We start from the raw sequence: 24,913 nt of genomic DNA on the forward strand, positions 1-24,913 counted from the left end.
GCCCCGTACGCTCCTCGTCATGTCGGAGCACATCGCCCAGATCAGCTGGAGCCGGGACGGCCGCGAGTTCACGTATGACACCTACGACCGCGATCACACCTGGAGCTTCGATGGGGGTGTCACCGTGCCGGCGTCGGCCAACCCCGCCTTCTTGGGCAGTCCCGGGCCGGTCGACCCTGAAGAGGCGTTCGTTGCCGCGCTCTCCTCGTGCCACATGCTGACCTTCCTTGCGATCGCCGCGCGCAAGCGACTCGTGGTGGAGTCATACGACGACCGCGCCGTCGGCGTCATGGAGAAGAACGCCGCCGGTCGCCTCGCGGTGACCCGGGTGATCCTGCATCCGACGATCACGTGGGGAGGCCCGGAACCGGACCCGGAGCAGATCGAGAAGGTCCACCACCTCGCCCACGAGCAGTGCTTCATCGCCAACTCGGTAACGACTGAGGTGACTGTTGCCGGGGATTCCGGCATTTGAGGTGGCAGTTCGATGAGCCTTGCGTCCAGTTTCCCGCAATGTCGGGAACACCGTCAGCGACCTTCGTCGAACTGCCCCCGCAAATGGTCGGCGTGGCTACCGTGAGAACCATGACTGCGACGCCTGACTCGACCGAGGCCTACCGCGCTGCCCGAGACCAGCTGCTCGACTGGCGCGGCCAGCCCGCCCGGGCAGCGTCAGAGTTCCAGTGGCCAGACGTCGGCGACTCGTTCAACTTCGCGATCGACTGGTTCGACGCGAATGCCCGCGGTAACGACGCCCCCTGCTTGACGATCGTCGAGGCTGACGGCGCCACCCTCACCGTGACGTATGACGAGATGGCCCGCCGCTCGGACCAAGTCGCCCAGTTGTTGAGCAAGCACGGCGTTCGTCGCGACGACGCCGTCATCGTCATGCTCGGCAACCAAGTCGAGCTCTGGGAAACGATGCTCGCCATCATCAAGCTCGGCGCTGTCATCATGCCGACGACCACCGCGGTCGGGCCGGCCGACCTCGTTGACCGGATGGAGCGCGGCCGGGCCAAAGCGGTCGTCACGAATGCGAGCGAGACGCACAAGTTCGACGCGGTGCCAGGGGAATACGTGCGGGTCTCGACAGGCTCGACCGGCGAGGTCTCGACAAGCTCGACCGGCGAGGGCGAGGGCGAGGGCGACGAGAGCTCGACCAGCGCAGGGTGGGTCAGCCTGCGCGACGCCTACAACCTCAACCCCACGCCCGCGCAACACCCGGGCAACGCCAGCACTGACCGGATGTTGCTCTATTTCACCTCCGGCACGACGTCCAAGCCCAAGCTGGTCGAGCACACCCACGTGTCCTATCCGGTCGGGCATCTGACCACGATGTATTGGCTAGGCCTGCAGCCGGGCGACGTGCACCTCAATATCTCGAGTCCAGGGTGGGCCAAGCACGCCTGGTCGTGTTTCTTCGCTCCGTGGATCGCCCAGTCCACGATCTTCATCTACAACTTCGAACGGTTCGAGCCCGCCGCGCTGCTGGAAACGCTCGCCCGGCACGAGGTCACCAGTCTGTGCGCGCCACCCACGGTGTGGCGGATGCTGATCAAGTCCGACATGGGCCACAAGCCCGCCAGCCTGCGTGAGGTTATCGGCGCGGGCGAGCCACTCAATCCAGAGATCATCGAGCAGGTACGCGCCGCCTGGGGACTCGCACTGCGCGACGGCTACGGGCAAACCGAGACCACGGCGTCGGTCGGCAACGTCCCAGAGGCCGAACTCAAGCCCGGGTCGATGGGGCAACCGCTGCCGGGCGTACCGGTGGTGCTGGTCGACCCACTGACCGGCACGCCTGCCGAGCCCGACGAGCAGGGAGTCGCCGAAGGCGAGCTCTGCCTGGACCTGGCCGCCAAACCGCTCACGCTCATGACCGGCTACCAAGGCGACCCAGAGCGCAATGCCGTTGCCATGGCGGGCGGTTTTTATCACACAGGTGACGTGGCGACCCGCGACACCGACGGCTACATCACCTATGTCGGACGCACGGATGACGTGTTCAAGGCCAGTGATTACAAGATCAGCCCGTTCGAGCTGGAGTCGGTGCTGATCGAGCATCCAGCCGTCGCCGAGGCCGCGATCGTCCCGGCGCCGGATTCGGTGCGCCTGTCGGTGCCGAAGGCGTACGTCGCGCTCGCGGCGGGCCATGAACCCACCGGCGAGACGGCAGAGAAAATCCTGCGCCATGCCCGCGAGCGCCTGGCGCCGTGGCAACGCGTACGGCGAATCGAGTTCTACGAGTTGCCCAAGACGATCAGCGGCAAGATTCGCCGGGTCGAACTGCGCCAGCGGGAGGCGTCCCACCCCTCCGACCAGCCGCGTCCCGATGGGGTCATCGGCGACGGACGCGAGTGGCGCGACGACGAGTTCGGCTTGCGTGAGTAGATCTTTCTTCTTCTGATGACAACCTCACGGGTTGGTGTGACGTCCTCCACGTATGAAGCCCGCCGCAGGGGGTGGCGGGCGATCAGATAAGGGGAAATCACATGCGACGCACCATCGCGATCCTGGCTACGACCGCGGCTCTTGCCGGGGGCATGACCGTGACGGCAACGTCATCCAGCGCGTGCCACGGCGGCCCGGCACCCGTCCCAAGCGCATCATCCAGCACAGCGACTTCCCTGGAGAAGGCCACCAAGGCACTCCAGAAGAAGACCGGTGAGGAGCACGTCACCGTCGTTGCTGGCAAAGGATTCTCCGGACAGTCGATGTACTTCGGCATGGTGATCGATCAGGACAACCAGGCGACGTTCTGGGAGCGGGACGGCTCCACATGGACGATCACTCCGGGACGCGCGCCCGTACCGCTGCCAACCTCTATCGACACCTGCGACCTTGGAACTGAAGGGGTGTTCGTCGATGGTGTGACCTATCCAGTCTTCATCGTGCAGGGCCGCTTTGACTCCGTGGGCGCGGTCAATGCGGTCGCGGTCGGCTACAACAAGGCCACCGACGCTTGGGGCCCGCTCCTTGGTAGCGGCGAACAGCTTTGGCCCGCCTCGCACTTTGGCCTCCCGCCGCACCTTGATGGTGCGGAGATCAGTTACTCGGTCGAGGACGGCGAACTGGTCACGCGGTCTCTATGGGGCACCGACGACCCAACCTATGACGAGCTTCGCCAGCAGATTGCCGACCCGATTCTGCGCACGTGGTCTGGAAACGGGGACGAGGTCCTGACCATGCGCTCGGAGACTGGCGGCCCGACTGACTGACGCAAGACCTCTGCGGGGGCGGTCGCCGATTGGCGTCCGCCCCCGTACTGCGTCTTATGGTGGCTCGGCAGTTTCCATGAGGGAACTGGCGAGAAAGGCAGATGCGAATGTCGACCGCTACATCGTCCACCGGTTCTGACAAGACGTTCTTGGGCCATCCACGTGGCCTCTCGACGCTGTTCAACATCGAGATGTGGGAGCGCTTCTCCTATTACGGAATGCGCGCGATCCTGCTGTATTACCTGGTCGACACTGTCGCCAATCACGGCCTCGGACTTGAGGATTCGATCGGCGAAGCCGTCGTGGCGACGTACGGCGCCTCGGTCTATCTGCTCTCGATCGTCGGCGGCTGGCTCGCCGACCGGCTGATCGGTGCACAGCGCAGCGTGCTCTATGGCGGCGTTGTCATCATGGCCGGCCATCTGTCGCTGGCAGTCCCGGCAGCAGCGTTCTCCTGGTTGGGAATTGCGCTGGTTGCCTTTGGCACCGGCTTGCTCAAGCCAAACGTCTCGACCATGGTCGGTCACCTCTACGAAGATCGTGACCCACGGCGCGACAGCGGCTTCACCATCTTCTACGTCTCGATCAACATCGGGGCCTTCTTCGCACCGTTCGTCGTCGCCTTCCTGCGCGACCATTGGGGCTATCACGCCGGATTCGCGGCGGCCGCCTTCGGTATGGGTCTCGCCCTGGTGATGTACGTCCTCGGCAAGGGCAGCCTCGCGCCAGAGAGCACGCACGCACCCAACCCACTCCCACAGGACGACCGCACCCGCGTCGTGCCCGTGATGTCGGCAGCGGCCGTAGGCACTGTCGTCGCCGTCATCCTGCTCGCTCGCCTCTGGCGGGACTCCTGGATCGGTGCCGTCATCGACTCGGTCGCGATCCTCTCGGTCGGTGCGTCAATCGCCTATTTCGTCGTCATGTTCCGTAGCCCGCGCGTGACTGCGGACGAACGGCGACGGTTGCGGGCCTACATCCCCATGTGGATCGCCGCGGTGCTCTTCTGGATGATCTTCGAGCAGGCCGCGGTCAAGATGGCCAGCTTTGCCGCCAACCGTACGAACCTGGACTCCCTGGGCTTCATCACTTTTAAAGAAGAGTGGTTCCAGTCGATCAACCCCATCACGATCACTCTCCTGGCCCCGCTCTTCGGCCTCCTGTGGCTGAGGCGATCTGGTCGATTCCCCAGCACGCCAATGAAGTTCGCGATCGGTGTTGCGATCGCTGGCCTATCTTTCCTGGTCCTCGGCTTGGGGGCCATGGCGTACGACGGCCCGACTGCGCCGGTGATCTTGCTCGGCAGCGTGTTCGTCATCCAGACCATCGCTGAGCTGAACATCTCCCCGGTGGGCCTGTCGGCGACGACCGTGCTGGCGCCGACCGCGTTCGCCTCACAGGCCATGGCCCTGTGGTTTCTCTCTTCGGCCACCGGGCAATCCATTGCTGCGCAAGCGATTCGGCTCACCGAAGACATGCCCGACGCGCAGTTCTATCTGATCCTCGGCACGATCGCAGTCGCCTTCGGTGTCATCCTCGCAGCGCTATCTCCCTGGGCACACCGACAGATTGCCGACGCCGAACCCGAGACCAAGGAGCAGTACGACGCCGAGCACGCGAGCTGATCGCGACCGGACTCAGGCCAGCCGCGCCACAGCCTCAATCTGCGCCAAATAGCGGTGACCGAAGTCGGTCACGGTGAAATCCTTGCGCTGCGCGCCGGTTCGCGGCACCGGCACGTCGACAGTGGCCAGCAGGCCGCTGGAGGCAAGACGCCGAAGCGTGCGATAGAGGCCGCGCTCGGTCAGGTCCCAGCCGGTGCGTCGCGCCAACTCTGCACCGATCTCAGCTGCCGGGGCCGGTCCGATCGCGTCAATGATGCGAAGCAGGACGAGGGACGTCGCGGACTTCTTGTAGACCTCGACCCAACTGCCGACCAGCTCCTCTAACCATTCGTCGGCCGCATCGTCCTCGGACACTCCGCTCACCGAGACGCCTCAAAGCCCCGGCTTGTGGCCGCCCCCACGCCATGCAGCACCAGACCGACGCCCCACAGCGCGGGCATAGCCACCGCCGCGCCAAACCAGCCGCCATCCATGACGAATCCGCTGCCGCCCGCACCTGCGACGACATCGCTATCCATCACCGCGAGGATGAAGAAGTGCAACCCGAAGCCGACGTTGACACAGGCATAGGTGATGGCGTGGACGACAAACTTGCCGAATCGGAGCTTGCCGAGAGCGTCGCCGTAATGCAGCAGATAGGCCGCATAGCCCACGGCGATCACCGCTGTGAGGGTTCCCGCAAGGAGGCCAATCTGATTCCCTCTGGCCGCAATCACGATCTGAAGCAACAGGTTTGCCGCAACCATCGCGCCCGCGAACGCCGGCAGGCTCTGCGCTGCTGATCCGATTCTGTGCTCAACCGAAGTCTCCATCGAACTCTCCCCAATGGTACTGAACCTTAGGTTCACTACCTTAGTGGAGGGCGCTGGTCAGTCAAGGACGAATTCGCCGCCCACCGCCAGTACCAGGTCTGCGCCAAACAGCCGAGCCGGAGTCCACGCCCCCGGATGCCCTTCACCCCGCGCCAACCGGAGCGCAACCTCGGCCGCCGTGGCCGCCGTGAAATCCATCGCCTCCCCAGCGCGCATCCAGCCCTCGCGGACCAGCCCCGAGGGCCACTCAACACGCGCATGCCCCCAGGTCGACTCCCGCGGACGCTCCTTGGCCTTCTTCACCTCGATTTGCGCAAGTCGCCGGGTAGCGAAGTCCGCGACGCCGGGCGCGCGCAGCACCGCACCCAGTCCGAGCAGGCCAGCGCGCGCGATCGGGCCGGTGGGCGCCAATCCGGACGCACCGACGACGACACTCGCACCCGAAGCCTTCCAGGCGGCGAACAACTCGCCACTGCTCATCGCAGCCGTGCGCACCTCATCACCGTCTGGCGATGTCAGCGGCTCGACTGCAGCTCCGGCGCGCGTACGCACGAGGCGTCCTCCCCGCACCTCGCGGCCGCCATCGCGGAGGCCTGACATGATGCTCGCGGCCAATGGCTCACCGACCCGGCCAGGCTCGGTCGCGACCGAGCTGATCGAGTCGACCCGCACTGCAGACGGGACGCCCCGCCCCTCCAGCAGTCGGACAAGGATGCCTTCGGTGCCGAGAACGCCAAATCCAGCGCCCGACACCGCAGTTCGCCCGCTGCCGAGGAGCTCGCCATCCATGCGTTGCAACGCCTCGAAGGAGCTCAACTCATTGGAAACATCGACATAGTGCGTCCCCGAAGGACAGGCGCGCACAACCTGCTCGGCGCGACTGGCATACGGCCCGACCGTGCTGAGCACGACCGCCGGAGCCTCCACGGTGATCCGCTCACACACCTCTTCCACCGAGCCGACCACCGCCCTGGCTTCGGGCGCGACCGCCGCCAGCCGTTCACGGCTGCGGCCCGCCACGACCACCCTGGCTCCGGCCGACTGCAACCGCGGGAGCACCTCTCGCCCAACCCGACCGGTCGCGCCCAGCACCCAGATCTCATCCCTCACGGCTCCTCCTTCATCGATGACACGTCGTGTCATCACTATGGCACATGACGACACGTCGTGTCATCACGGTTAGGGTGGCCACCATGAGTCGATGGCAGCCGAACTCGCGTGAGCGCCTCGAGCAAGCCGCGCTCGAGCTATTCGGCGAGCAGGGCTTCGATGACACGACGGTGCCGCAGATCACCGAGCGCGCCGGACTGACTACGCGCACGTTCTTTCGCTATTTCGCGGACAAGCGGGAGGCGTTGTTCGGAGGCGAGGAGCACATCCCAGAACAGGTGGCCGCCTTCATGGCGGACGTCCCGCCCTCCGTCGGCCCGATGGAGTTGATCGAACGCGGCCTGGCACCCGCCGCCGCGGTCGCGTTCGAGGGACGCAACCTGGATTACCTCCAGCGCCGCCGTGCGGTCATCGCCGCCGAGCCTGCGCTGCGCGAGCGCGAACTACGGAAGTTCGCCCTCATGTCGGATGCGATGACTCAAGGATTCCTCGACCGCGGTCTGAGCGCGCTCGACGCCCGGCTCGCGGCAGAGGTCGCTGTCACCGCTTTCCGCATCGGCGCGACGCAATGGATTGACCAAGGCTGCACGTCCGACCTCACCACGACCATACGGAAAACGTTGCGGGCACTGCAGACCCTCGCGACGCCATCGAGTCGTTAGTTTCTGCGGGTGATCGTCGCCTGACACCCGCAGAAACTCCCGAGTCGATGCCTCCTGTGGATAAGTCGGCCGGGGCGGACGCCGGATCTGCCACGGTTTCTGCATGCTGCGCGCTCCGCTCCCGGACGACCTCCCATCCACATTCACCGTTCGCGAGGCCCGTGCGCACGGCGTACGCCCCGGTCGGCTCCGCGCCGCTGACCTGGCTACCCCCTTTGCGGGAGTACGCCTACCCACACCGCTCGCGCACGACCGCCTCGCTCAGTTGCGCGCGCTTGCCCAGTTGGCGCCACACGCGGCGCTGAGCCATCAGACGGCTGCCACGGTGTGGCGACTGCCGCTGCCTTCGCGGCTCGAGCGCGACATGAACGTGCACGTCACCGTCCCTGTAGGCACCGACCGTATGCAGCGGTGCGGCGTGGTGGGGCACAGCTCCGAGCGGGTCGTGGTGACCCACTCCAGCGGTCTGCGAGTCACCGACCTCGGGGAGACATGGTGCGACCTGGCGACGCAGCTGACGTTCACCCAACTCGTCCAGGCCGGTGACGCGCTCATCAACCGGGAGGGGTGGGATCTCGAACGCCTCGGGGCACAGGTCGAGCGGGCGCGGCGTCGGCGAGGCGTGCGTACCCTCCGCGCCGCACTGGCCATGCTGCGACCGGGCAGCCGCTCACCCCGCGAAAGTGAGTGTCGGCTGCTGTTCGACGGCTGGGCACTGCCGGCGCCGGAGCTCAACGCTGACCTGTTCAATGCCTCCGGATGGCTCGCGTGTGTCGACTTCCTCTGGCGCGACCGGCGCGTCGTCGCCGAGTACTACGGGAAGGTGCACGGGCCGACGTGGCAGGCAGACCTGGCGCGTGCTGCCCTCATCGAAGACGAAGGCTATGCCGTAGTGGTCATCACTGACGGCGACCTCGGAGGGCGCCAAGCTCGGTTGCGCGATCGCCTGGTTCGTCTACTCACCTGAGGTCGCATCGAGTCGTGAGTTTGTGCGGGTGATCATCGGCCAACACCCGCAGAAACTCCCGAGTCGATGACCGACCTAGCGGCGCAGCCGCGACAAGAACCGCTGGGTACGCGCCTCCCGCGGCGCGTCGAGCACCTGCTCGGGTCGACCGCGCTCCAGCACCACACCATCGGACAGGAAGCAGACGGTGTCGGCCACGTCGCGCGCGAAACTCATCTCGTGGGTGTTGAGGATCATCGTCATTCCGTCTGCGCGCAGCTCAGCGAGCAGATCAAGCACCTCGCCGACCAGCTCGGGGTCAAGCGCAGAGGTCACCTCGTCCAACAACATCAGCCGCGGCTGGTTGACCAGTGCGCGCGCAATCGCCACCCGCTGCTGCTGCCCGCCGGACAGATCATCCGGGCGAGCAGATGCCTTATCCGCCAGGCCAACTCGCTCCAACATGGCCATCCCGCGTTCACGCGCCTGAGCCTTGGGCACGCCGTGTACGCGTACCGGCGCCAAGGTGATGTTCTCCAACGCGCTGAGGTGAGGGAAAAGGTTGTACGCCTGGAAGACGATGCCCATCTGCGACCGGGCGCGGTCGACATCAAGGCGCGGATCGGAGATGTCTTGCCCGTCCAGCCAGATCTGACCATCGTCAACGGTCTCCAAAACGTTCACGCAGCGCAGCAGCGTCGACTTCCCGGAGCCCGAGGCACCGATCAGGACGACGCATTCGCCTGGTTCGACCTCCAGCGACACATCTCGCAGAACAACGTTGTCACCAAACGACTTTCGAACGTTCTGCAGGGACAGCAGACTCATCGCACACCTCCGGCAGCACCAGAGAGGCCGTGGCGGCGGGCGTACCAGTCGGTCAGGCGCGTCATCGGGATGGTGAGCGCGAGGAAGAGCGCACCCGCGACGACGTACGGCGTGTAGTTGAAGTCGGTGGACGACTCGATCTGTGCGGCGCGGATCGCATCGACTACGCCGAGGACAGCGATCAACCCTGAGTCCTTCTGCAGCGACACCACGTCATTGAGCAGCGCGGGCATGACGCGCCGCACGGCCTGCGGCAGGACGACAAAGCGCAATGTCGCCGGATAGGACAACCCCAGCGAACGCGCCGCCGCCCACTGCGATGCGTGCACCGACTCGATCCCCGCCCGCAGTACCTCCGCGACATATGAGGAGTAGCAGAGCACGAGCGCGAGCGCACCCCAGAAGAGCACGCTGGTGGGCAGACCGGACAGTTCAAGGGCCGGCACCCCAAAGCCCAAAAGAAAGACCACAAGCAGCAGCGGTAACCCGCGGAACACATCGGTGAATACCGTTGCCAGCAAACGCAAAGGGAAGAGCACCGGATTGCGCAAGGTACGCATGACGGCCACCGCGGTCGAGACCACAGCGATGGCAATTCCACAACCGATCAGCAGCCGGACGTTCAGCCACAGCCCTTCAACCACAGCGCCGAAGGACGACTTCGCCTTCGCGATGTTGAAGAAGGTCTCTTGGAACCGGGGCCAGCCGGGGCTCGTCACCAGCAGCGTGGCGATCACCGCGAGCACGACGAGCGTGCTCAGCGCGGCGATCACGATCGATCGGATGCGACGCGACCGGCGATAGGCCGCTCGTTCGCGCTCAACTGTGGACGGTTGCCAGGATTCGGCGTCCGTCGCGGCATCAGCGGTCATGGCACGTCCTTTACGACAGCGCTGGCGCGCCCTTGCGGCTTAGCCATTGCGTCTCGAGCTTCTTCAGCGTTCCGTTGTCCCGCAGGGTGTCGACCGCCGTGCTCACGCAGTCCGTCAGAGGCGAGTCCTTGGCGAGCACCGCACCAAGCTGCTCCGTCTTGCTCGCGGACTTGGGGAGCTGACCCACGATCACACCGTTTTCGAGTTGCGCGGAGGTCGTATAGAACGCCGTCGGCAGGTCAACGACAATCCCATCGACCTGCTTGTTCTTGAGTGCCTCAACCGCCTGGACGTTCGTGTCGAAGACCGCCGGTTTGGCGTTGGGCTTGATCTGCTCGGTGATCGCGGTGTACGACGTCGTCCCGACTTGTGCCCCCAACTTCGCCGGGCGCAGGGCCGCCATGCTCTTGGCGTTGGCAATCTTGCTGCCTTTGGTGGTGATGACCGTCTGGGTCACGTCGTAATAGCCGCTGGAGAAGTCCACAGCCTTGGCCCGCGCTTTGCTGATCGACACTTGATTGAGGTCGAAGTCGAACTTCTTCTTGCCAGGCGTGATGACCAGGTTGAAGGGCACCTTTGCCCAGGTCACGTCGCCCTTGGCGTAGCCGAGTTGCTTGGCGATGGCATACCCCACTGCGGCCTCATAGCCCTTGCCGTTGGTGGGGTCATTGTCCTGAAACCAGGGGGCGTAGGCGGGGTTGTCCGTACCGATGGTCAGCGTCCCGTCCTGGTACGTCTTCATGGACGCCGGCGAGCAACTCTTGGCTCCGCTCGTGGCGGTATCGGGGCTCGACGCCGCCTCGTCTTTGGGGGCGCCACAGGAGGCAAGCCCGAGCGCAGCAACGGCCAGGAGTGCAGGAAAAGCGCGCGAGGTCTTCATGACCGACGATTCTGCCGCGTGCCGTCGCATTTGGTGTGTCGAGTCTCAGAACACGCGACTCATGGGACTGCAGCGGCCATCCGGCGTACGGCCTCATCGAGGATCTCTTCGGACGTCGCGATGTTGAGTCGCGCCCAGCCGGCACCCCCATCGGGGTCATACGCGAAACCCGACGTCAGCGCGACCTTCCCGCGCTCACGAAAGACCTTCGCCGGGTCGTCGACACCAAGTTCGCGGCAGTCAAGCCAGGCGAGATAGGTGGCGTTCGCCGGGATGACCCGGATCTGCGGGAGACGTTCGGCCAGCAGAGCCTCGGTGTATGCCCGCCGCGCCGCGATCTCCTCTAGCAATTGATCCAGCCATCCCGACTCGTCGCTGTAGGCGACGGTCTGGGCCAGGACCCCGAGATGGTTGGCGCCGTGCGTGACGACTTCGTGCAGGTCGGTCAGCCGCTGGCGCGCTTCCGGGCCCGGAACGGCCAGCGCGGCCTTGATTCCAGCGAGGTTCCACGCCTTCGAGCCGCTCACCAGTGCAACTCCGCGAGAGGCTTCCGGCACGCTTAGATAGGGGGAGTAGGTAGTCCCAGGCTGGACGAGTGGCGCGTGAATTTCGTCTGATATCACCAGGATCGAGTGCTGATCGGCGAGCCTGGCCAACTGCGCCAACTCCTCGGCGGTGTGCACCGTGCCGGTCGGGTTCTGTGGGTTGCACAGAAGGTAGGCAGAGCCTGGGCCCGCGTCGGTGAACGCCCGCTCGAGCGCCTCAAAGTCCAGCCGGAACTCGTCGTTCAGCGGTGCTGTCACCAGCCGCCGGCCGACGGAGGCAATGAATCCGTAGAAGGAGTCATAGACCGGCGGGCTCACTACGACCGCCGACTCGCGCGGCACGTGTCGGTGAAGGAGTTCCTCTATGCCGATCATCACGTCGGGGATGCTCGCCATGGTGGCGGGGTCCGGCGACCAACCCCAGCGCCGTTGCGCGAATCCTGCGACGGCCTCGGCGTATTCGCTGGGCCAGGCATACCCGGTGTCGCCGCGCTGTAGGGCGCTCGTCAAAGCCTCCACCACTGCCGGGCACTGGCGCGAGTCCATCTCGGCAACCCAGACCGGCAATACCTCGGGACCGAAGACCCGCCACTTCACGCTCGTACGAGTTCGACGCAGTTCCTCGAGGGAAGCACCCAGAATCGGCTCAGCCATAGTGCTCATGGTGGCACGCCGCCTACCAGTTGCCGGAAGTTCGCCCTCACGTCGCCCGAGTTTGGTGAAGTAGGTCCATGAACCGCACCCATTCAGTCGCGCTCGCCCTTGGCCTGGCCCTCGCCGCTAGCTCGCTCAGCAGCTCCGCCCAGGCGCGCGAACACCGACCAGACCACGACGTACGCTTCGCCACCTTCAATGCCTCGCTCAACCGGGCGGGAGAGGGCGACCTGGTGCGTGACTTGTCCGGGCGGGACAACACGCAGGCACGCAACGTTGCCGAGACGATTCAGCGGACCAACCCAGACGTCGTGCTCGTCAACGAGTTCGACTACGTCAAAGGCGGCGCCGCCGTCGATTTGTTCCGGAAGAACTACCTTCAGGTCGGGCAGCGCGGCGCGGACCCGGTGCGCTATCGCTACGCCTACAGCGCACCGGTCAACACCGGAGTCCCCAGCGGGATGGACCTAGACAACAACGGCGAGATCGGGGGCGCCGGTGACGCCTATGGGTTCGGCGATTTTCCCGGGCAGTACGGCATGGTCGTGCTGAGCAAGTACCCCATCGACACACGTAAAGTCCGCACCTTCCAGAAGTTCCGCTGGGCAGACATGCCAGGGGCGCGCCTACCCGATGACCCGGCCACCCCGGCGCGGTCCGACTGGTTCTCGCGGACGGAACTCAAGAAGGTTCGGCTCTCCAGCAAGTCCCACTGGGATGTGCCAATCCGCTTGGGGCACAGGACTGTTCACTTTTTGGCGTCTCATCCCACCCCGCCGGTATTCGACGGGCCCGAGGACCGCAATGGGCTGCGCAACGCTGACGAGATCCGGTTCACCGCTGACTACCTCAGCGGCGGGCGGACGGCGCGCTACATCTACGACGACCAGGGTCGCCGCGGTGGCCTGCGGCCGGGAGCATCGTTCGTGATCGCAGGAGATCAGAACAGCGACCCGCGCGATGGTGACTCGGCGCCCGGCTCGGCGGACCAGTTGCTCGACAACCGGCGGGTCAACACCTCGACGACGCCAACCTCACGCGGCGCCGTGGAAGCCGCGCGCCTCCAAGGTGGCGCCAACAATGAGCACCTCAGTCGAGCGAAGTACGACACCGCCGATTTCGCCGAACCGCCGGGCAACATTCGGGCCGACTATGTGTTGCCGAGCCGGAATCTGTCGATTAAGAGGGCGCGGGTGTTCTGGCCTACGAGCGGCGATCCACTGTCGCGGTTGACCGGCACCTACCCGCCTCCGACCAGCGATCATCGGCTCGTGTGGGTGGACGTACGACTCACCCACCATTGCCACTGACTTAGGCAAGGCTGACCTAGGAGTACGCTCCAGAGCGTGGGTAAAAAGTCCAAGAAGGGCATACCGAAGAAGAAGTGCTGCGTGTCGTCGACACGCTGCAAGCGCTGCCCCATTCGGATGCTCAAAGAGGGCACCCTGCCAGCGGGTTACACCGTCAAGAAGCGTCGCCTGGTCAAGGCGGCCTGAGCCCCGGGCACGGCCTAGGGCAGGATCGCCCCGCGCTGCATCGCTGAGGCATACACCGAGGACACGATGGCACCCTCCATGAAGTCGGTCAGCCGCTCCGCCTCGACTGCGAGCGCGGCCTCGCCCGCTCGCCCAACCTCCTCGCGCAACACGGGTCGAACGGACCCGTCTTTGTCTTGCACCCAACACCCCACGACGCGGCCGTTCCACCACGCCGTGGTGCCGCCGTTTCCGTTGGTATCGAACAGATAGGGGCGGTCCTTCGGGTCGAGATAGAACTCGCGCTCCTTCCACCCCATGAGGGTTGGATCGAGTGTCGGCGCCAGCGCAGCCCACGGCTCCACCTCCTCATCGAGATCCAGGTCGTCCGGCAGCACATAGCCGGTGCCGCCGCCGTCGAGGCCGACCTCAACGGCCTCCAACGTGGCCAGAGCGGTACGCACCGCCGACTTGGTCGACCCAAGCCACCACACGATGTCCACCTCGGTGGCTGGCCCGAAGGTGCGTAGGTAGCGCTCGATGAGGCGGGCGTACCCGGTCTGGGCGTCCTCGGGCGTGGGCGCCTCGCCGAGCCACGTCGCCATGTCAGTCCAGCGTGCCCGCGGGTTTCGCCACTGACCATCCGGCAGTCCGCGTACCGCGCGGGCCTCCAGCCCCAGTTGGGTCAGCGCCCATGGTGCGATCTGCACGGGCTGCGCCCAGGCCGAGGTGCTGTTTGGGTTTGTGTTGACCCGCACGTCGAGTTCTGGCACCAAAGCGCGAATTTCCTTTGTAGCCAACCCTCCTGGAGCATTCGCGAGCAACTCTGCCACCCGGCTGCGCGTCTCCGTGAACCACCGATCGCCGTGGTCACTGATGCCCGCGCGCTCGACCGCCTTCGCGACCCGTCGCCCCTCCGCCTGAGCGACCCGGGCAGATGCGCTGCCCCAAGCTGCGGGCAATAGATCCCGGGGGAAGACGAACAAGGTCCGCCGCATCGCCAGTTGCTTGACCAGTGATCGGTCGCGATAGAGCGCGGTGTCGATGTCCGCGAGCGTGCACCCGTCCACCCGGGCCGCGACTGCGAGGTGCACGCTCGCCGCTTCGGTGGCGTGCAAGACGGTCATGGCCCGCGTCGCCGCGAGCGCATCGGCGACCCGATGCGCAGGCGCTAGCGCGTGTCGTCTGGCCAGGCGCGTACGTCGTTGTTCGTCGGAGATGTGGGGACGGGTGGTCATCCCGCCATGGTCGCGCACCAGGCCAGGCAATTTCGTGACACCGCGCACATCACCTCCGTATCGTGAGGGTCTAGGTCGCTCCTCCCGTCACTGGTTGCTTGGCCCTTGCTCAGGAAGGACGTACGTTATGAACTCATTGGTGCTCTTAGTGATTGGCCTGGCGATGTTCACCGCCGGCTACCTCATCTACAGCAAATTCCTGGGCCGGAAGATCTTCCAACTTGATCCCGCCTTCTCCACGCCAGCCCACGAGATGACCGATGGCGTCGACTATGTGCCGACCAACAAATACGTCCTCTGGGGCCACCATTTCACCTCGGTCGCGGGCGCAGCGCCCATCGTCGGTCCCGCTATCGCGGTGATCTGGGGTTGGCTACCAGCCTTCCTGTGGGTCACCATCGGCACCGTCTTCTTCGCAGGGATGCACGACGCCGGCGCGCTCTGGGCATCGGTACGCAACCGTGGCCAATCGATGGGCATGTTGTCCGGGCGCTACATCGGCGCACGCGGCCGCAACCTCTTCCTGGTTGTCATCTTCCTGCTGCTCCTGATGGTCAACGCTGCCTTCGCGGTGGTCATCAAGAACCTGCTGATCAGCACGCCTACTTCCGTCATTCCGGTGTGGGGTGCCATCGTGGTCGCGGTCATCGTCGGACAGATGATCTACCGCTGGCGGATGAATCTCGCGCTTACGACGATCATTGGCGTCACCGCGCTGTACACCCTCATCGTCATCGGGGACAGCAATCCGATCGAACTGCCCGAGTCGACCCTGGGTATGGCTCCGGGGACAGCCTGGATCGTTCTGCTCTTTGCGTACGCCTTCCTCGCCTCCCTGCTGCCGGTCTGGGTTCTCCTGCAGCCGCGCGACTACATCAACGGTGTTCAACTGTTCATCGGGCTCGGGATCCTTTATGGCGCAACGCTTCTCGAAGCACCGAAACTGGTCGTTCCGGCATTCAATGACAACGTGCCCGATGGCACGCCCGGCCTCGTCCCACTGCTGTTCGTCACGATCGCCTGCGGTGCCATCTCCGGCTTTCACGGCATGGTGTCCTCCGGAACCTCCGCCAAACAGCTCGACGCCGAGCCCGACGTACGTTTCGTCGGATATTTCGGCGCGGTCGGCGAAGGCCTCCTTGCGCTCGGCACCATCATCGTGACCACCTCAGGCTTTGCGACCCTCGCTGATTGGGAGAAGGTCTACACCGAGTTCGGCGCTGGCGGAGTCGGCGCGTTCGTCCAAGGCGGTGGCTCCATCGTCAACGCTGGCCTCGGTATCCCCACCTCGCTGAGCGCCACGATCCTGGCGACCATGGCGGTACTCTTCGCCGCCACCACGATGGACACCGGCGTACGCCTCCAACGGTTCGTCGTGCACGAGATCGCCGAGGTCCTCGGCACCTCCATCAGCAAGATCGCGGCGACCACGGTGGCCGTGCTGGTCGGGTTGGGGCTGACCTTCAGCCAGGGCTCCAGTGGCGAAGGCGGGATGCGAATCTGGCCCCTGTTCGGCACCACCAACCAGCTTCTGGCCTCGCTGACACTGGCCATCATCACGGTGATGTTGCTGCGCAAGCGGCGCAACCCGTGGCCTGCCCTCATCCCGCTGGCGCTGGTCTTCGTCATGTCCTTCTATGCCGCGCTGGTCCAACTACGCGACCTGTACGACGCCAAGGATTGGCTGCTACTCGGCATCGACGCCATCATCATTGTCGCCGCGCTGTGGGTCGCGTTCGAGGCTGTCATCGCGATGCAGAAGGCGCGCACCGAGCCAGCGGAGGCCGAAGACGCCGATCTGATCTCGGCGCGGTCCGGCCAGTAGCCCGAATCGATGGTTCCCACCCTCAGCGAGCGCTGGGCTGCCTTTCAGGCCGGACTAGATGAGGTCTATGCCGGGCCATACCGCCGCACGTTTGCCCGCGCCCAGCAGGAGGAGGACGACCTTTTTCTGCTGGTCGTCCTGGCCGAGGCCCTGGGAGTTCCCGACCCGGCCGCGTATTACACCGCCGAACTGATGCCAGCGGCCTACCCGCAGTTTCATGCCTGGCATCTGCGGATGGGGTTGGATCGCACCCCGCTGGAGCACATCCGGTGCTGTTAGGGGACGTCGCCGGCCGTCAGGTCCTCTTCGTGGGCGGCAAGGGAGGGGTCGGCAAGACCTCCGTCGCCTCCGGAATTGCACTGGCCCGAGCCCGGGAAGGCGCGCGGGTCTTGGTGGTCTCGACCGACCCGGCGCACAACCTGGGTCATCTATGGGATCGCACGATTGGCGACACCATCGCCCAGTTGGCCGCGCCGGACGGCGTCGTTGATGGACTCGAGGTCGATCCGGAGCGCACGGTCGAGCGCCACCTCGCCGCCGTCCGCCGAACTATGGACCGATTGCTGCCTGAGCGGCTGCACCGCCAGGCCGCGCGACATCTTGAGTTGGCACGCTCTGCACCTGGCACGCACGAGTCTGCGGTGTTGGACCGCATCGCTGAGGTCGTCGAGGACTTGGCCGGTGCGTACGACCTCATCGTTTTTGATACGGCGCCGACTGGAAGCACAGTGCGCCTGCTCGCGCTCCCCGACCAACTGGGCGCATGGACCGACGCGCTGTTGTCCAACCGGGACCGTGCCGACCGATTCGGCGCGGCGCTGCGTGGCCTGGGCGGCGAGGACGACCGCCCGCCCGCCAAGGATGAACTCCGTGCGGTGCTCGAGGCCCGGAGACGACGATTCGTCGGGTTGCGCGAGCAGATCACCGATCCGACGCGTACGTCATTCGTCATCGTCTTGCTCGCCGAAAGAATGCCCATCGCGGAATCGGTCGAACTGCACCGATCACTGGCCGCGCTCGGCGTCGATATCGGCGCCCTTGTCGCTAATCGTCGCTCGCCGCTCGACGCGGGCTCCTTGCTGGCAGGTCAGAGCCTCCTGGAGGCCGAACATCTGGTGAGCCTACGACGCCAACTCCCTGACGTGCCGCTCTTCGAACTGCCCCTCGTGCCAGGGCTTTCCAGCGGCGAAGCCGGGGTGTCGGCGATCGCGGACACGCTCGCCTCAGCGATCTGATCAACTCCCGGACTTCGGTCAGACCATCCGTGCGCTCCTACTCACGGATGGTCTGACCGAATCCTCGCGAGTGGTCAGGTGGACGGTGAATCAGTCGACCCCGAGTCGCCCTTCGCCGGACCGCAGTCCCCACCGCCGCCTCCGGGGCCGCCACCGTGGCCTCCGCCGGGACGGTGCATACCGGCTGGACGATCACGTACCTCAACCGTTGTGAGGTCCTTGCTCACCTGCACCATGACGCGCTCGTCACCCTTCGTCGCCCTGACGTGATAGCGCCCCTCGGAGTCCTGTCGGACATCCTTAACGGTCACGGCGGAGTCCTTCTTCTTGACCGCGGCAACGACCTTTGCCTTCTCGGCCCCGGTCACCGCAGAACCCAGTTCAGGACGCGCGGGCCGCTCTTTGTCAGCTCCGGCCTGAGCGCTGCTCGCACTGGGAACCGAGACGGACGGGGCCGGGTGTGAGGTCTCTGCATAGGCAGTCGCCGTCCCAGCCAGGGTTCCTACCGACAGCAGCAGACCCGCCGTAGCGAGGCCAATCTTCTTGGTCTTCATCGTGATTCGCTCCTTGGGTGTCACCACAACGGGAGTTCCGGGGTGGTGACTACACCGTCGTGGGCGAAGTCATGAAGGTCCTGTCGTGGGCTTATGTGCCGACTAAGGATCGGGGCCGCTTGGCTCGTTCCCCTCCGACGGCGCTAGTCCTCGTCGCTGACCAGACCGATAGCGACGACGATGGCCAACATGAGGGCCTCGTCCTCGCCGGCACGCACCTGGACGCCGTAGGTGTTGCGGATGCGGAACCACTTTTGGGACACCTCGGCCACGACGTCGCCATCGCGCTCGATCTCATACTCCCGATCGATGAAGTCACCGCGCGCCTTGAGTTCGGCGCCACCCTTGACGTCGATGCTGAATCTGTCCCGGAAGCCGATCAGCGCCTTGCGCACGGTGGCGACCGATTCACCGTCCCGTTCGATCGCAATCTTGTCGCGCACACTCAGTTTGCGTTCTTGGATCTTCGCGACTTCGCGGCCACCAGAGTCTTCCAGGATGAAGGTTTCCCGGATTCTCATGGCCTTGCCGTCCACCTTGTATGCGCGCTCGCCGTCCTGGTCCTCAATCCAGAAGTCGTCGCCGATCGAGGCCAGCTTGGTCCGCATCCGAAAGCGACGGACACCGTCGTGGTCGTTGTTCCTGCCAAAGATGCCCATGGCGCCTACTTCCTGATGGGGTGACCGGTCGTGGTCCAACCTATGCGCTGGCTCCCCGGTCCAGCCCCACTGCGGTGAATTCGCGGTTCACGTAGGCCAACACCGGCTCAGCCGACTTGCTCCCCAAGGCGTGGTACGTGCCGTCGTCATCACGGCGTACCGCCCGAATCACGATCTCGGCATCGGCTCGTTGGACGGCTTCCACGACGTGTGCGCGTTCGTCCGGTGTCACTGAGGCCGGACCACCCAGAACCAACAGGCCGGCGACCGCGGCTCCAATTGCCTTGACTGCCATGGGGTCTCGCTCCTTTGCGTCGACTAACCCAGGACCACCACTCTTGACCCCGAACCTGTCCTGAGCCTGTGAACTGGCTCTGGGTTCGCCTCGCAGCGGGTGAGACACGCATGTCTCAAATGTGTTATCTTTGCCTTATGGCCCGCGATGATCTCATCGACTCAGCGTTGGCGACTCTCAACCAGTCGCCGTCCTCCTCCATGGCCGACATCGCCGAGGCCGCTGGGATCAGTCGCGCGACCCTGAATCGACACTTCGCCAGCCGGGATGCGCTGATTGGCGAGCTTGGCCGCCGCGCCCTGGACCGCTGGGAGGGATCACTCGATGACTCCGGAGACCGCGCTGCCATCAAGAGCGGCGATCCGAGCGTGCTCCGCGAAGCGATCACCACACTCCTTCGGCACTACGTCGCCGACGCTGAGATCTTTGGCTTCACGCTGACCGAGACTCGCCTGGATCACATCCCTGATCTCGCCGACCGGGCCCGGGCCTTGGAGCGCCGCGAGCAGGCCCTCATCTCCGCAGCACAGCGTGCCGGCGTCTTGCGCTCCGATGTCACCCCGCAATGGATCTCGTGGTCGGTATTCGGGGCTCTTGTGGGCACGCGCGACGGACTCCGCTTCGGCGACCTTGCCCGACGCGGACTCGAAGACACCCTCGTCACCACCTTTCTCGAAGGCTTCTCCGCATGATTCCCACCACCTCCCCGAACACTGCGCCCACGCAGAGTCCACCGCGCCGTTGGGCGGGACTCGCCGTCCTCGCCAGCAGCCTGCTCGTCGTCGTCATGGACATGACGATCCTCAACGTCGCGATTCCGGCGCTGTCGGCAGACCTGCGGCCGTCCTCCCTTGAGTTGCTGTGGATCGTGGACATCTACTCGCTCATCATTGCCGGGCTGCTGGTCACCGTGGCCTCACTCGGTGACCGTTGGGGCCGTCACCGCATGTTGATCGCGGGGTACTCCGTCTTCGGACTCGCCTCGACGCTCGTCCTTTTCGTCGACTCCGCCACCGGACTCATCGCCGTACGCGCGTTGCTCGGCCTTGGCGGTGCGGCCATCATGCCCTCCACGCTGTCGATGATCCGCGGCCTGTTTCCCAACCCCCGCGAGCGCGCAACCGCACTCGGCATCTGGGGCGGTACGGCAGCAGTCGGATCGGCGCTCGGGCCCATCGTGGGCGGCGTCCTGCTCGAGCACTTCAGTTGGCATTCCGCGTTCCTGGTCAACGTGCCGATCATGATGGCCGCCGTGGTGGGCGCCGTGATCCTGTTGCCACCAAGTCGCTCGTCACGCCCCGCGCCACTCGACCCCGTTGCCACCGTGCTCTCGATGGTCGGGATGGTCGCGCTCGTCTACGCCATCAAAGAACTCGGCAAGGACGGGCTGGCGACCGCTCCCGCACTGCTTCTGAGCGTGGGTCTCGTGGCGCTCGCCGCGTTCGTCCGCCGCTGCCTCACCCGACCCGAGCCGATGTTGGAGATCCGGTTGTTCAAGGGTCGCGGTTTTACCGCAGGCGTCACGGCAGCCTTTGTCACCTCGCTCGCCATGGCAGCGGTGCTGTTGCTCGGCGCCCAATGGCTGCTACTGGTCCGCGGTTTCTCACCCGTCGAAGCGGGCCTGGCCATGCTTCCTGCGGCGATCGGCGGGGCCATCGGGTCCCCGATCGCCCCGACCGTCGCGTCCCGCATCGGTGCGCGGGCCGTCCTCAGTGGCGGACTCGCGCTGGGCGGAATCGGCTTCCTGATGCTCTTCATCGCGCCCGAGCCGCTGACCTACAGCTGGGTCGCCGCAGCCTTCGTATTCGTCGGAGTCGCCATGTCCTCCTTGGCCGTAGGTTCCGCCGTCATCATGGCTGGCGCCCCAGCGGACAAGGCCGGCAGTGCTGCGGCGATCGAGGAGACGTCCTATGAGGTCGGTGCGGCACTCGGTGTCGCTATCCTGGGCAGCCTTGGCGCCGCGCTCTACCGTGGCCATCTCGATCCGGCGGCACTCGCCGGACTGCCTGCAGGCACGGTGTCCGATATCCGTGAGTCACTTGGCGGAGCGCTGGAAGTTGCCGGCGGTCTCGGCAACGCTGGGGACGCCGTGACGGTGACAGCCCAGTCGGCGTTTACCTCGTCGCTGACAGGTGTCGGCCTCGCGGGCGGCGTGGTGATGCTCGTTGCAGCCGTGGGGGTCTGGATCCTTACACCGCGCGATCTCGATCTATCGGGTGCGCACGACTGACATCGGCGGACTAGCCGTTCACGACCCTCCGAGCAGCGTGGACGAAGGCGTCGGCGTAGCCCTCGTCTGGGAAAGAACCCAGATAGTGCTCGCGCGCCCGAAGCCGGGTTTCGCGCATCGGGTCGTTGCCGAGGAGGTCGCTCAGCGGGCCCTCCCAGGTGGCCGGGTCGGGATCCATGATGTATCCGACCGCGGCGAGGGGGAACTCCGCCAAGAACTCCTCTCGACCGCGTCCGCCATTGGTGATGGCAAACGGCTTGCGGGAGTAGAGGAAGTCGGCCACCACACCCGAGATGTCCGCGATCATGGCGTCACTGGCGTTGAAGCAGTCGACCACGTTCATCTCACGCTCGGCCGTGAGCCCGTAGATGTGCCCGATATTGCGCGCTTGATCATCGGCCGCGAGCAGCGCATGCGCCTGCTGAATGATCGCGGTGTACTCCGGATCCTTGTAACTCAGCGGGTGCGGACGGAAGACGACCCGGCAGCCACGGGCAATCAATGACTCAAAGAGTGCGACCACGCCAGGGATCGAGCTGTACGAGGCCACCTCGGAATGCCCCCGCCACGTGGGGGCATAGAGCACCGTGGTCGGTCCGGTGCGTACGCCGTGGTCGACCTCAATGTCTTCGACTTGGGGGCGGCCCACGATCTCGAACTTGTCCGCGGGAATGGAGACACCGTTGTTGGCGTACCGGTCGACGCCGGCCTGTCCCGCAACGAAAATCTTGTCGAACATGGCGGTCACCGGGTTGAAGCTCGCTGGCTTATCGCTCTCGCCGTGCAGTAGTTGCACATGAGTTAGCGGTATGTAGCGCACCAGGTGGCTGTTCTTGGCCCCATTGTTGACATAGAACGCGGCCCGCAGACTCGGGATGACCAGCCGCTCTACGTCCTTCAGCGTCCGGGCCATCACGACCGGCACGTCCTCCGCCAGGCGCCGCGCCTCGGCGAATCCCGATGGACTTCGCACCATGATGAAGAACGGCTCGTCAACCCGCCGGAGATAGGGCATCCACATCGCTAATTCGTAGCCAGAGTTGCGGGGCGCATCCCAGTAGATAACGAACTTCGGGTCGAGCTCGGCCAAGACCTCGGGGAGCGCCTCATAGCGCGCGTTCGAGGCGACCCGACGGTTGAGGCGGTCACGCACAATCCAGCCCACCATGCCGACGACGCCCGCGGCCGGAATCAACCACAAAATCGTCGGGGCACCCGTCAACGCGGCCACCATGAACAGGGGTGGAATCACCAGGTTGAGCCCGACATATCCCACGATCGGGCGGGTGCGCGCCAGCCGCGTCTCCAGACCGGGGACGCCATGCACCCGCGTACCGACATATCGCGCAGCGCGTCCGATCGTCGGCTCGGTGCGGATCATGAGCACGACGAGCAACACCGCGATCACAGCGACCCAGACATGGTGACGGCCGTCAGCGCGCAGGAGCGGCGCGAGCGTTCCAATCATCAGGATGAGTCGGACCGACAGGTACCGGCCGATCTGCCGTGTCCACCGCCGTTTCAGCGCCGAACGCAGGGTCTGCCAGGCGACATACAGCCAGGTCAGCCCCCAGAGCACGCGCCCGGCCGTCGATACATCGACAAGCATCAGGAGGGTTCCGAGTGTTCCTACCCCGGCGATGACAAGGGCCTTCAGTTCAGCGTTTCGCACGAGCGAGAGTTGTCCTGGTTCTGGGTGGGGGATGGTCCCCCAACGTTGGGGTCAGCGTGACGGACATCGTACGTGAGGCCCGAGCAGGGAGCATTCCCACTCAGGCCCCACGCGATGATCGGTCAGTTGTTGGCGCCGCTGCCCTCATAGAAGGTCCATCCGACACCGCGCACGGCACCGTAGTAGACGTTCGCAACGCCCTTGCAGAGGGAGCCTTTGCCCGCGCACGCGGAATACATGGCGTCGCGGAACCTCTGGTCACAGACCTTGCGGTCGACGCTGCTTCCCTGGTCATAGCACCGGTCGTGCGCGACGCACGCGTTGTGGAAGTTCGCGCCGCCCGGCGGGTTTTCGGGTACGAGTTTGCCGACCCAGTTATTCGGCCCGCACTCAAATTCACCAGCGGCAAAGAAGGCCGCGTTCTGGATCTGTCCAGTCGAGACCTCAGTCGTTGTCGGCGCGGCCTCGGCGCCTCCAGCGGTGCCAAGGGCGACCCCACTGAGCATGGCGGCGCCGAAGAAGCCTGTCATTGCACGGTGTGCGAGTTTCATCGTGTCCTCCGTGTCTACTGGTGCGATTGCCACCTTCAACACAAGCAGAATCCGCTCGGACCATGTGACCTACGTCATACTTAAATTTCAACCAGGGCGACGGGCTACCTCATGAAGTCGCTGACGCTGGTACGAATCCCGTGGGCATCGAGGCCGTGCAGCCGGTCGTGATCCTCCGGTTCGCCGTACCGGTGCGGGTCGGGGTCGCCGACCCCGAGTCCCAACTGTCGATGGTCGAGATCACCCAGCGCCTCGGCCACGAACCTGCTGGACGTGCCCGACAGATATGGCTCGACGAAGACCACGCGTGGACCATCGAGCGTGGCCCGCAGGGTGGCGGCATCGAACGGTCGCACCGTGCTGGCATACAGCAGCGTGACGTCCAGGTCGCGGACGGCCTCCTCCGTGGCGCGCAACATCGGGCCGACGGCCACCACGGTGCCCCGCGCTCCCCGACGAAGAACGCTCCACCGGCCGTCCGCGGACACGTGTGGCTCGGGGTTGGCCTCGCCGCCGACCCGAATGTAAGTCCGGTCGTCGCGGGCTGCCGCTGCGCGGAGTTGGGCGTCGAGTTCGGCGGGATGGCCCGGTGTGTGAATCGTCCAGTCCCGCAACGTGTCCAGCAGGGCGACGTCGCCGGGCGATTGGTGCGTACGCCCCCCGGCCGGCCAGTCATACGAGCCGTAGGACCCGACGAGGATCGCGCCGACGTCTTGATGGCTGAGGTCGAGTTTGACCTGCTCCCAGGCGCGCTCGATCAGAAAGGCGCCGAAGGTGTGAGCGATCGGGCGCAATCCGGCCAGCGCGAGCCCGGCGGTGGCGCTGACCAGGAGCTGCTCTCGAATACCGACGTTGACCACGCGGCCCGGGTGTTGATCGATGGCTCGCTCGAACTGCGACACGGAGATGTCGGCCATCACCAGCGCAAGGCGCGAATCCTCTTGCAGGAGAGCCTGAGTCGTCAGGACGAACTGGCCCCGCAAGTCGAGTGCTGCCGTGGGGTCGGGGTGTGCGATGACGGTCATGG

At 65.4% G+C, this 24,913-nt stretch carries 27 protein-coding genes; 13 read left to right on the top strand and 14 right to left on the bottom strand.

What is annotated here, in order from left to right; all coding sequences use genetic code 11:
- Positions 1-19 precede the first annotated feature (19 nt).
- The 4 genes from F562_RS0113020 (at position 20) to F562_RS19150 (ending at position 4,843) form a co-directional block, all read left to right on the top strand.
- A complete protein-coding gene (locus tag F562_RS0113020; RefSeq protein ID WP_018157407.1) occupies positions 20-475 on the top strand; it encodes an OsmC family protein in 456 nt (151 codons plus the stop codon).
- A 110-nt stretch (positions 476-585) separates the two neighbouring features.
- Positions 586-2,391, top strand: coding sequence for an AMP-binding protein (locus F562_RS0113025; RefSeq protein ID WP_040385933.1), 1,806 nt, complete (start codon positions 586-588; stop codon positions 2,389-2,391).
- Between the two features lie 101 nt (positions 2,392-2,492).
- Positions 2,493-3,218: a hypothetical protein gene (locus tag F562_RS0113030; RefSeq protein ID WP_018157409.1), complete on the top strand. Its 726-nt coding sequence runs from the start codon at positions 2,493-2,495 to the stop codon at positions 3,216-3,218.
- Between the two features lie 107 nt (positions 3,219-3,325).
- Complete coding sequence (locus F562_RS19150) at positions 3,326-4,843, top strand: peptide MFS transporter (protein WP_018157410.1); 1,518 nt, start codon at positions 3,326-3,328, stop codon at positions 4,841-4,843.
- Between the two features lie 12 nt (positions 4,844-4,855).
- Here the strand turns inward: F562_RS19150 and F562_RS0113040 are convergent, their stop codons facing one another.
- Genes F562_RS0113040 through F562_RS0113050 form a run of 3 tightly spaced genes read right to left on the bottom strand, consistent with a single transcriptional unit; the run spans position 4,856 to position 6,765 of the window.
- Complete coding sequence (locus F562_RS0113040) at positions 4,856-5,206, bottom strand: PadR family transcriptional regulator (protein WP_018157411.1); 351 nt, start codon at positions 5,204-5,206, stop codon at positions 4,856-4,858.
- Entirely contained in the window at positions 5,203-5,655 is a 453-nt protein-coding gene (locus F562_RS0113045; protein WP_018157412.1) for a hypothetical protein, read from the bottom strand. Before F562_RS0113045 ends, F562_RS0113040 begins: the two co-directional genes overlap by 4 nt.
- A 57-nt stretch (positions 5,656-5,712) precedes the next feature.
- Positions 5,713-6,765, bottom strand: a complete 1,053-nt coding sequence (locus tag F562_RS0113050; protein WP_156822652.1) for a saccharopine dehydrogenase NADP-binding domain-containing protein — start codon at positions 6,763-6,765, stop codon at positions 5,713-5,715.
- Between the two features lie 83 nt (positions 6,766-6,848).
- Here F562_RS0113050 and F562_RS0113055 point away from each other — a divergent pair, with 83 nt between their 5' ends.
- Both F562_RS0113055 and F562_RS0113060 read left to right on the top strand, forming a co-directional pair.
- The gene (locus F562_RS0113055) at positions 6,849-7,427 is read left to right on the top strand and encodes a TetR family transcriptional regulator (RefSeq protein WP_026181260.1); all 579 of its coding nucleotides are present in this window, start codon (positions 6,849-6,851) and stop codon (positions 7,425-7,427) included.
- A 103-nt stretch (positions 7,428-7,530) separates the two neighbouring features.
- Positions 7,531-8,394, top strand: a complete 864-nt coding sequence (locus F562_RS0113060; RefSeq protein ID WP_018157415.1) for a TniQ family protein — start codon at positions 7,531-7,533, stop codon at positions 8,392-8,394.
- 75 nt (positions 8,395-8,469) lie between these two features.
- Here the strand turns inward: F562_RS0113060 and F562_RS0113065 are convergent, their stop codons facing one another.
- Genes F562_RS0113065 through F562_RS0113080 form a run of 4 tightly spaced genes read right to left on the bottom strand, consistent with a single transcriptional unit; the run spans position 8,470 to position 12,152 of the window.
- Entirely contained in the window at positions 8,470-9,201 is a 732-nt protein-coding gene (locus F562_RS0113065) for an amino acid ABC transporter ATP-binding protein (RefSeq protein WP_018157416.1), read from the bottom strand.
- Positions 9,198-10,073, bottom strand: coding sequence for an amino acid ABC transporter permease (locus F562_RS0113070; RefSeq protein WP_018157417.1), 876 nt, complete (start codon positions 10,071-10,073; stop codon positions 9,198-9,200). The genes F562_RS0113065 and F562_RS0113070 overlap by 4 nt, the downstream gene beginning before the upstream one ends.
- Positions 10,074-10,083: 10 nt before the next feature.
- On the bottom strand, positions 10,084-10,953 hold the full coding sequence (locus tag F562_RS0113075; protein WP_026181261.1) for an ABC transporter substrate-binding protein: 870 nt from the start codon (positions 10,951-10,953) through the stop codon (positions 10,084-10,086).
- A gap of 59 nt (positions 10,954-11,012) precedes the next feature.
- A complete protein-coding gene (locus F562_RS0113080; RefSeq protein WP_018157419.1) occupies positions 11,013-12,152 on the bottom strand; it encodes a MalY/PatB family protein in 1,140 nt (379 codons plus the stop codon).
- 77 nt (positions 12,153-12,229) lie between these two features.
- Here F562_RS0113080 and F562_RS0113085 point away from each other — a divergent pair, with 77 nt between their 5' ends.
- Together F562_RS0113085 and F562_RS20940 are read left to right on the top strand one after the other, a co-directional pair.
- Positions 12,230-13,462, top strand: coding sequence for an endonuclease/exonuclease/phosphatase family protein (locus tag F562_RS0113085; RefSeq protein ID WP_018157420.1), 1,233 nt, complete (start codon positions 12,230-12,232; stop codon positions 13,460-13,462).
- A 36-nt stretch (positions 13,463-13,498) separates the two neighbouring features.
- Entirely contained in the window at positions 13,499-13,648 is a 150-nt protein-coding gene (locus F562_RS20940; RefSeq protein WP_169333388.1) for a hypothetical protein, read from the top strand.
- A gap of 14 nt (positions 13,649-13,662) precedes the next feature.
- Here F562_RS20940 and F562_RS0113090 read toward each other — a convergent pair whose 3' ends face one another.
- Positions 13,663-14,865, bottom strand: coding sequence for a winged helix DNA-binding domain-containing protein (locus F562_RS0113090; protein ID WP_026181262.1), 1,203 nt, complete (start codon positions 14,863-14,865; stop codon positions 13,663-13,665).
- A 127-nt stretch (positions 14,866-14,992) separates the two neighbouring features.
- Between F562_RS0113090 and F562_RS0113095 the strand changes: the two genes are divergently transcribed.
- Genes F562_RS0113095 through F562_RS0113105 form a run of 3 tightly spaced genes read left to right on the top strand, consistent with a single transcriptional unit; the run spans position 14,993 to position 17,925 of the window.
- On the top strand, positions 14,993-16,690 hold the full coding sequence (locus F562_RS0113095; RefSeq protein WP_018157422.1) for a carbon starvation CstA family protein: 1,698 nt from the start codon (positions 14,993-14,995) through the stop codon (positions 16,688-16,690).
- 9 nt (positions 16,691-16,699) lie between these two features.
- Positions 16,700-16,969, top strand: a complete 270-nt coding sequence (locus F562_RS0113100) for a cory-CC-star protein (protein WP_018157423.1) — start codon at positions 16,700-16,702, stop codon at positions 16,967-16,969.
- Positions 16,960-17,925, top strand: coding sequence for an ArsA family ATPase (locus F562_RS0113105; RefSeq protein WP_018157424.1), 966 nt, complete (start codon positions 16,960-16,962; stop codon positions 17,923-17,925). Before F562_RS0113100 ends, F562_RS0113105 begins: the two co-directional genes overlap by 10 nt.
- Before the next feature lie 74 nt (positions 17,926-17,999).
- On the opposite strand, the gene F562_RS0113110 is transcribed toward F562_RS0113105, so the two are convergent.
- The 3 genes from F562_RS0113110 to F562_RS0113120 all read right to left on the bottom strand — a co-directional run bounded on the left by F562_RS0113110 (position 18,000) and on the right by F562_RS0113120 (position 19,433).
- Positions 18,000-18,479 carry a hypothetical protein gene (locus F562_RS0113110; protein WP_018157425.1) on the bottom strand — a complete coding sequence of 160 codons (480 nt, stop codon included), beginning with the start codon at positions 18,477-18,479 and terminating at the stop codon, positions 18,000-18,002.
- A 143-nt stretch (positions 18,480-18,622) separates the two neighbouring features.
- Positions 18,623-19,138 carry an LURP-one-related/scramblase family protein gene (locus tag F562_RS0113115; RefSeq protein WP_018157426.1) on the bottom strand — a complete coding sequence of 172 codons (516 nt, stop codon included), beginning with the start codon at positions 19,136-19,138 and terminating at the stop codon, positions 18,623-18,625.
- Positions 19,139-19,178: 40 nt separating this feature from the next.
- On the bottom strand, positions 19,179-19,433 hold the full coding sequence (locus tag F562_RS0113120; RefSeq protein ID WP_018157427.1) for a hypothetical protein: 255 nt from the start codon (positions 19,431-19,433) through the stop codon (positions 19,179-19,181).
- A 137-nt stretch (positions 19,434-19,570) separates the two neighbouring features.
- Between F562_RS0113120 and F562_RS0113125 the strand changes: the two genes are divergently transcribed.
- Complete coding sequence (locus tag F562_RS0113125; RefSeq protein WP_018157428.1) at positions 19,571-20,125, top strand: TetR/AcrR family transcriptional regulator; 555 nt, start codon at positions 19,571-19,573, stop codon at positions 20,123-20,125.
- Entirely contained in the window at positions 20,122-21,663 is a 1,542-nt protein-coding gene (locus F562_RS0113130; protein ID WP_018157429.1) for an MFS transporter, read from the top strand. Before F562_RS0113125 ends, F562_RS0113130 begins: the two co-directional genes overlap by 4 nt.
- 10 nt (positions 21,664-21,673) lie before the next feature.
- Here F562_RS0113130 and F562_RS0113135 read toward each other — a convergent pair whose 3' ends face one another.
- The 3 genes from F562_RS0113135 to F562_RS0113145 all read right to left on the bottom strand — a co-directional run bounded on the left by F562_RS0113135 (position 21,674) and on the right by F562_RS0113145 (position 24,911).
- Entirely contained in the window at positions 21,674-23,335 is a 1,662-nt protein-coding gene (locus F562_RS0113135; RefSeq protein WP_018157430.1) for a CDP-glycerol glycerophosphotransferase family protein, read from the bottom strand.
- Between the two features lie 122 nt (positions 23,336-23,457).
- The gene (locus tag F562_RS0113140; protein WP_156822654.1) at positions 23,458-23,886 is read right to left on the bottom strand and encodes a phospholipase A2; all 429 of its coding nucleotides are present in this window, start codon (positions 23,884-23,886) and stop codon (positions 23,458-23,460) included.
- 104 nt (positions 23,887-23,990) lie between these two features.
- Positions 23,991-24,911, bottom strand: coding sequence for a transketolase family protein (locus F562_RS0113145; protein WP_018157432.1), 921 nt, complete (start codon positions 24,909-24,911; stop codon positions 23,991-23,993).
- Between the last annotated feature and the right edge of the window lie 2 nt (positions 24,912-24,913).

This window comes from Demetria terragena DSM 11295, from assembly GCF_000376825.1.
GTDB lineage: Bacteria > Actinomycetota > Actinomycetes > Actinomycetales > Dermatophilaceae > Demetria > Demetria terragena.

What these genes read in the sequence shown, in the direction of transcription:
- F562_RS0113120 (WP_018157427.1), bottom strand. Translation starts at nt 19,433, where the DNA reads ATGGCAGTCAAGGCAATTGGAGCCGCGGTCGCCGGCCTGTTGGTTCTG.
- F562_RS0113030 (WP_018157409.1), top strand. Translation starts at nt 2,493, where the DNA reads ATGCGACGCACCATCGCGATCCTGGCTACGACCGCGGCTCTTGCCGGG.
- F562_RS0113075 (WP_026181261.1), bottom strand. Translation starts at nt 10,953, where the DNA reads ATGAAGACCTCGCGCGCTTTTCCTGCACTCCTGGCCGTTGCTGCGCTC.
- F562_RS0113125 (WP_018157428.1), top strand. Translation starts at nt 19,571, where the DNA reads ATGGCCCGCGATGATCTCATCGACTCAGCGTTGGCGACTCTCAACCAG.
- F562_RS0113025 (WP_040385933.1), top strand. Translation starts at nt 586, where the DNA reads ATGACTGCGACGCCTGACTCGACCGAGGCCTACCGCGCTGCCCGAGAC.
- F562_RS0113020 (WP_018157407.1), top strand. Translation starts at nt 20, where the DNA reads ATGTCGGAGCACATCGCCCAGATCAGCTGGAGCCGGGACGGCCGCGAG.
- F562_RS0113115 (WP_018157426.1), bottom strand. Translation starts at nt 19,138, where the DNA reads ATGGGCATCTTTGGCAGGAACAACGACCACGACGGTGTCCGTCGCTTT.
- F562_RS0113080 (WP_018157419.1), bottom strand. Translation starts at nt 12,152, where the DNA reads ATGGCTGAGCCGATTCTGGGTGCTTCCCTCGAGGAACTGCGTCGAACT.
- F562_RS0113065 (WP_018157416.1), bottom strand. Translation starts at nt 9,201, where the DNA reads ATGAGTCTGCTGTCCCTGCAGAACGTTCGAAAGTCGTTTGGTGACAAC.
- F562_RS0113060 (WP_018157415.1), top strand. Translation starts at nt 7,531, where the DNA reads ATGCTGCGCGCTCCGCTCCCGGACGACCTCCCATCCACATTCACCGTT.
- F562_RS0113070 (WP_018157417.1), bottom strand. Translation starts at nt 10,073, where the DNA reads ATGACCGCTGATGCCGCGACGGACGCCGAATCCTGGCAACCGTCCACA.
- F562_RS0113130 (WP_018157429.1), top strand. Translation starts at nt 20,122, where the DNA reads ATGATTCCCACCACCTCCCCGAACACTGCGCCCACGCAGAGTCCACCG.
- F562_RS0113095 (WP_018157422.1), top strand. Translation starts at nt 14,993, where the DNA reads ATGAACTCATTGGTGCTCTTAGTGATTGGCCTGGCGATGTTCACCGCC.
- F562_RS0113100 (WP_018157423.1), top strand. Translation starts at nt 16,700, where the DNA reads ATGGTTCCCACCCTCAGCGAGCGCTGGGCTGCCTTTCAGGCCGGACTA.
- F562_RS0113090 (WP_026181262.1), bottom strand. Translation starts at nt 14,865, where the DNA reads ATGACCACCCGTCCCCACATCTCCGACGAACAACGACGTACGCGCCTG.
- F562_RS0113145 (WP_018157432.1), bottom strand. Translation starts at nt 24,911, where the DNA reads ATGACCGTCATCGCACACCCCGACCCCACGGCAGCACTCGACTTGCGG.
- F562_RS0113085 (WP_018157420.1), top strand. Translation starts at nt 12,230, where the DNA reads ATGAACCGCACCCATTCAGTCGCGCTCGCCCTTGGCCTGGCCCTCGCC.
- F562_RS0113140 (WP_156822654.1), bottom strand. Translation starts at nt 23,886, where the DNA reads ATGAAACTCGCACACCGTGCAATGACAGGCTTCTTCGGCGCCGCCATG.
- F562_RS0113055 (WP_026181260.1), top strand. Translation starts at nt 6,849, where the DNA reads ATGAGTCGATGGCAGCCGAACTCGCGTGAGCGCCTCGAGCAAGCCGCG.
- F562_RS0113045 (WP_018157412.1), bottom strand. Translation starts at nt 5,655, where the DNA reads ATGGAGACTTCGGTTGAGCACAGAATCGGATCAGCAGCGCAGAGCCTG.
- F562_RS0113110 (WP_018157425.1), bottom strand. Translation starts at nt 18,479, where the DNA reads ATGAAGACCAAGAAGATTGGCCTCGCTACGGCGGGTCTGCTGCTGTCG.
- F562_RS19150 (WP_018157410.1), top strand. Translation starts at nt 3,326, where the DNA reads ATGTCGACCGCTACATCGTCCACCGGTTCTGACAAGACGTTCTTGGGC.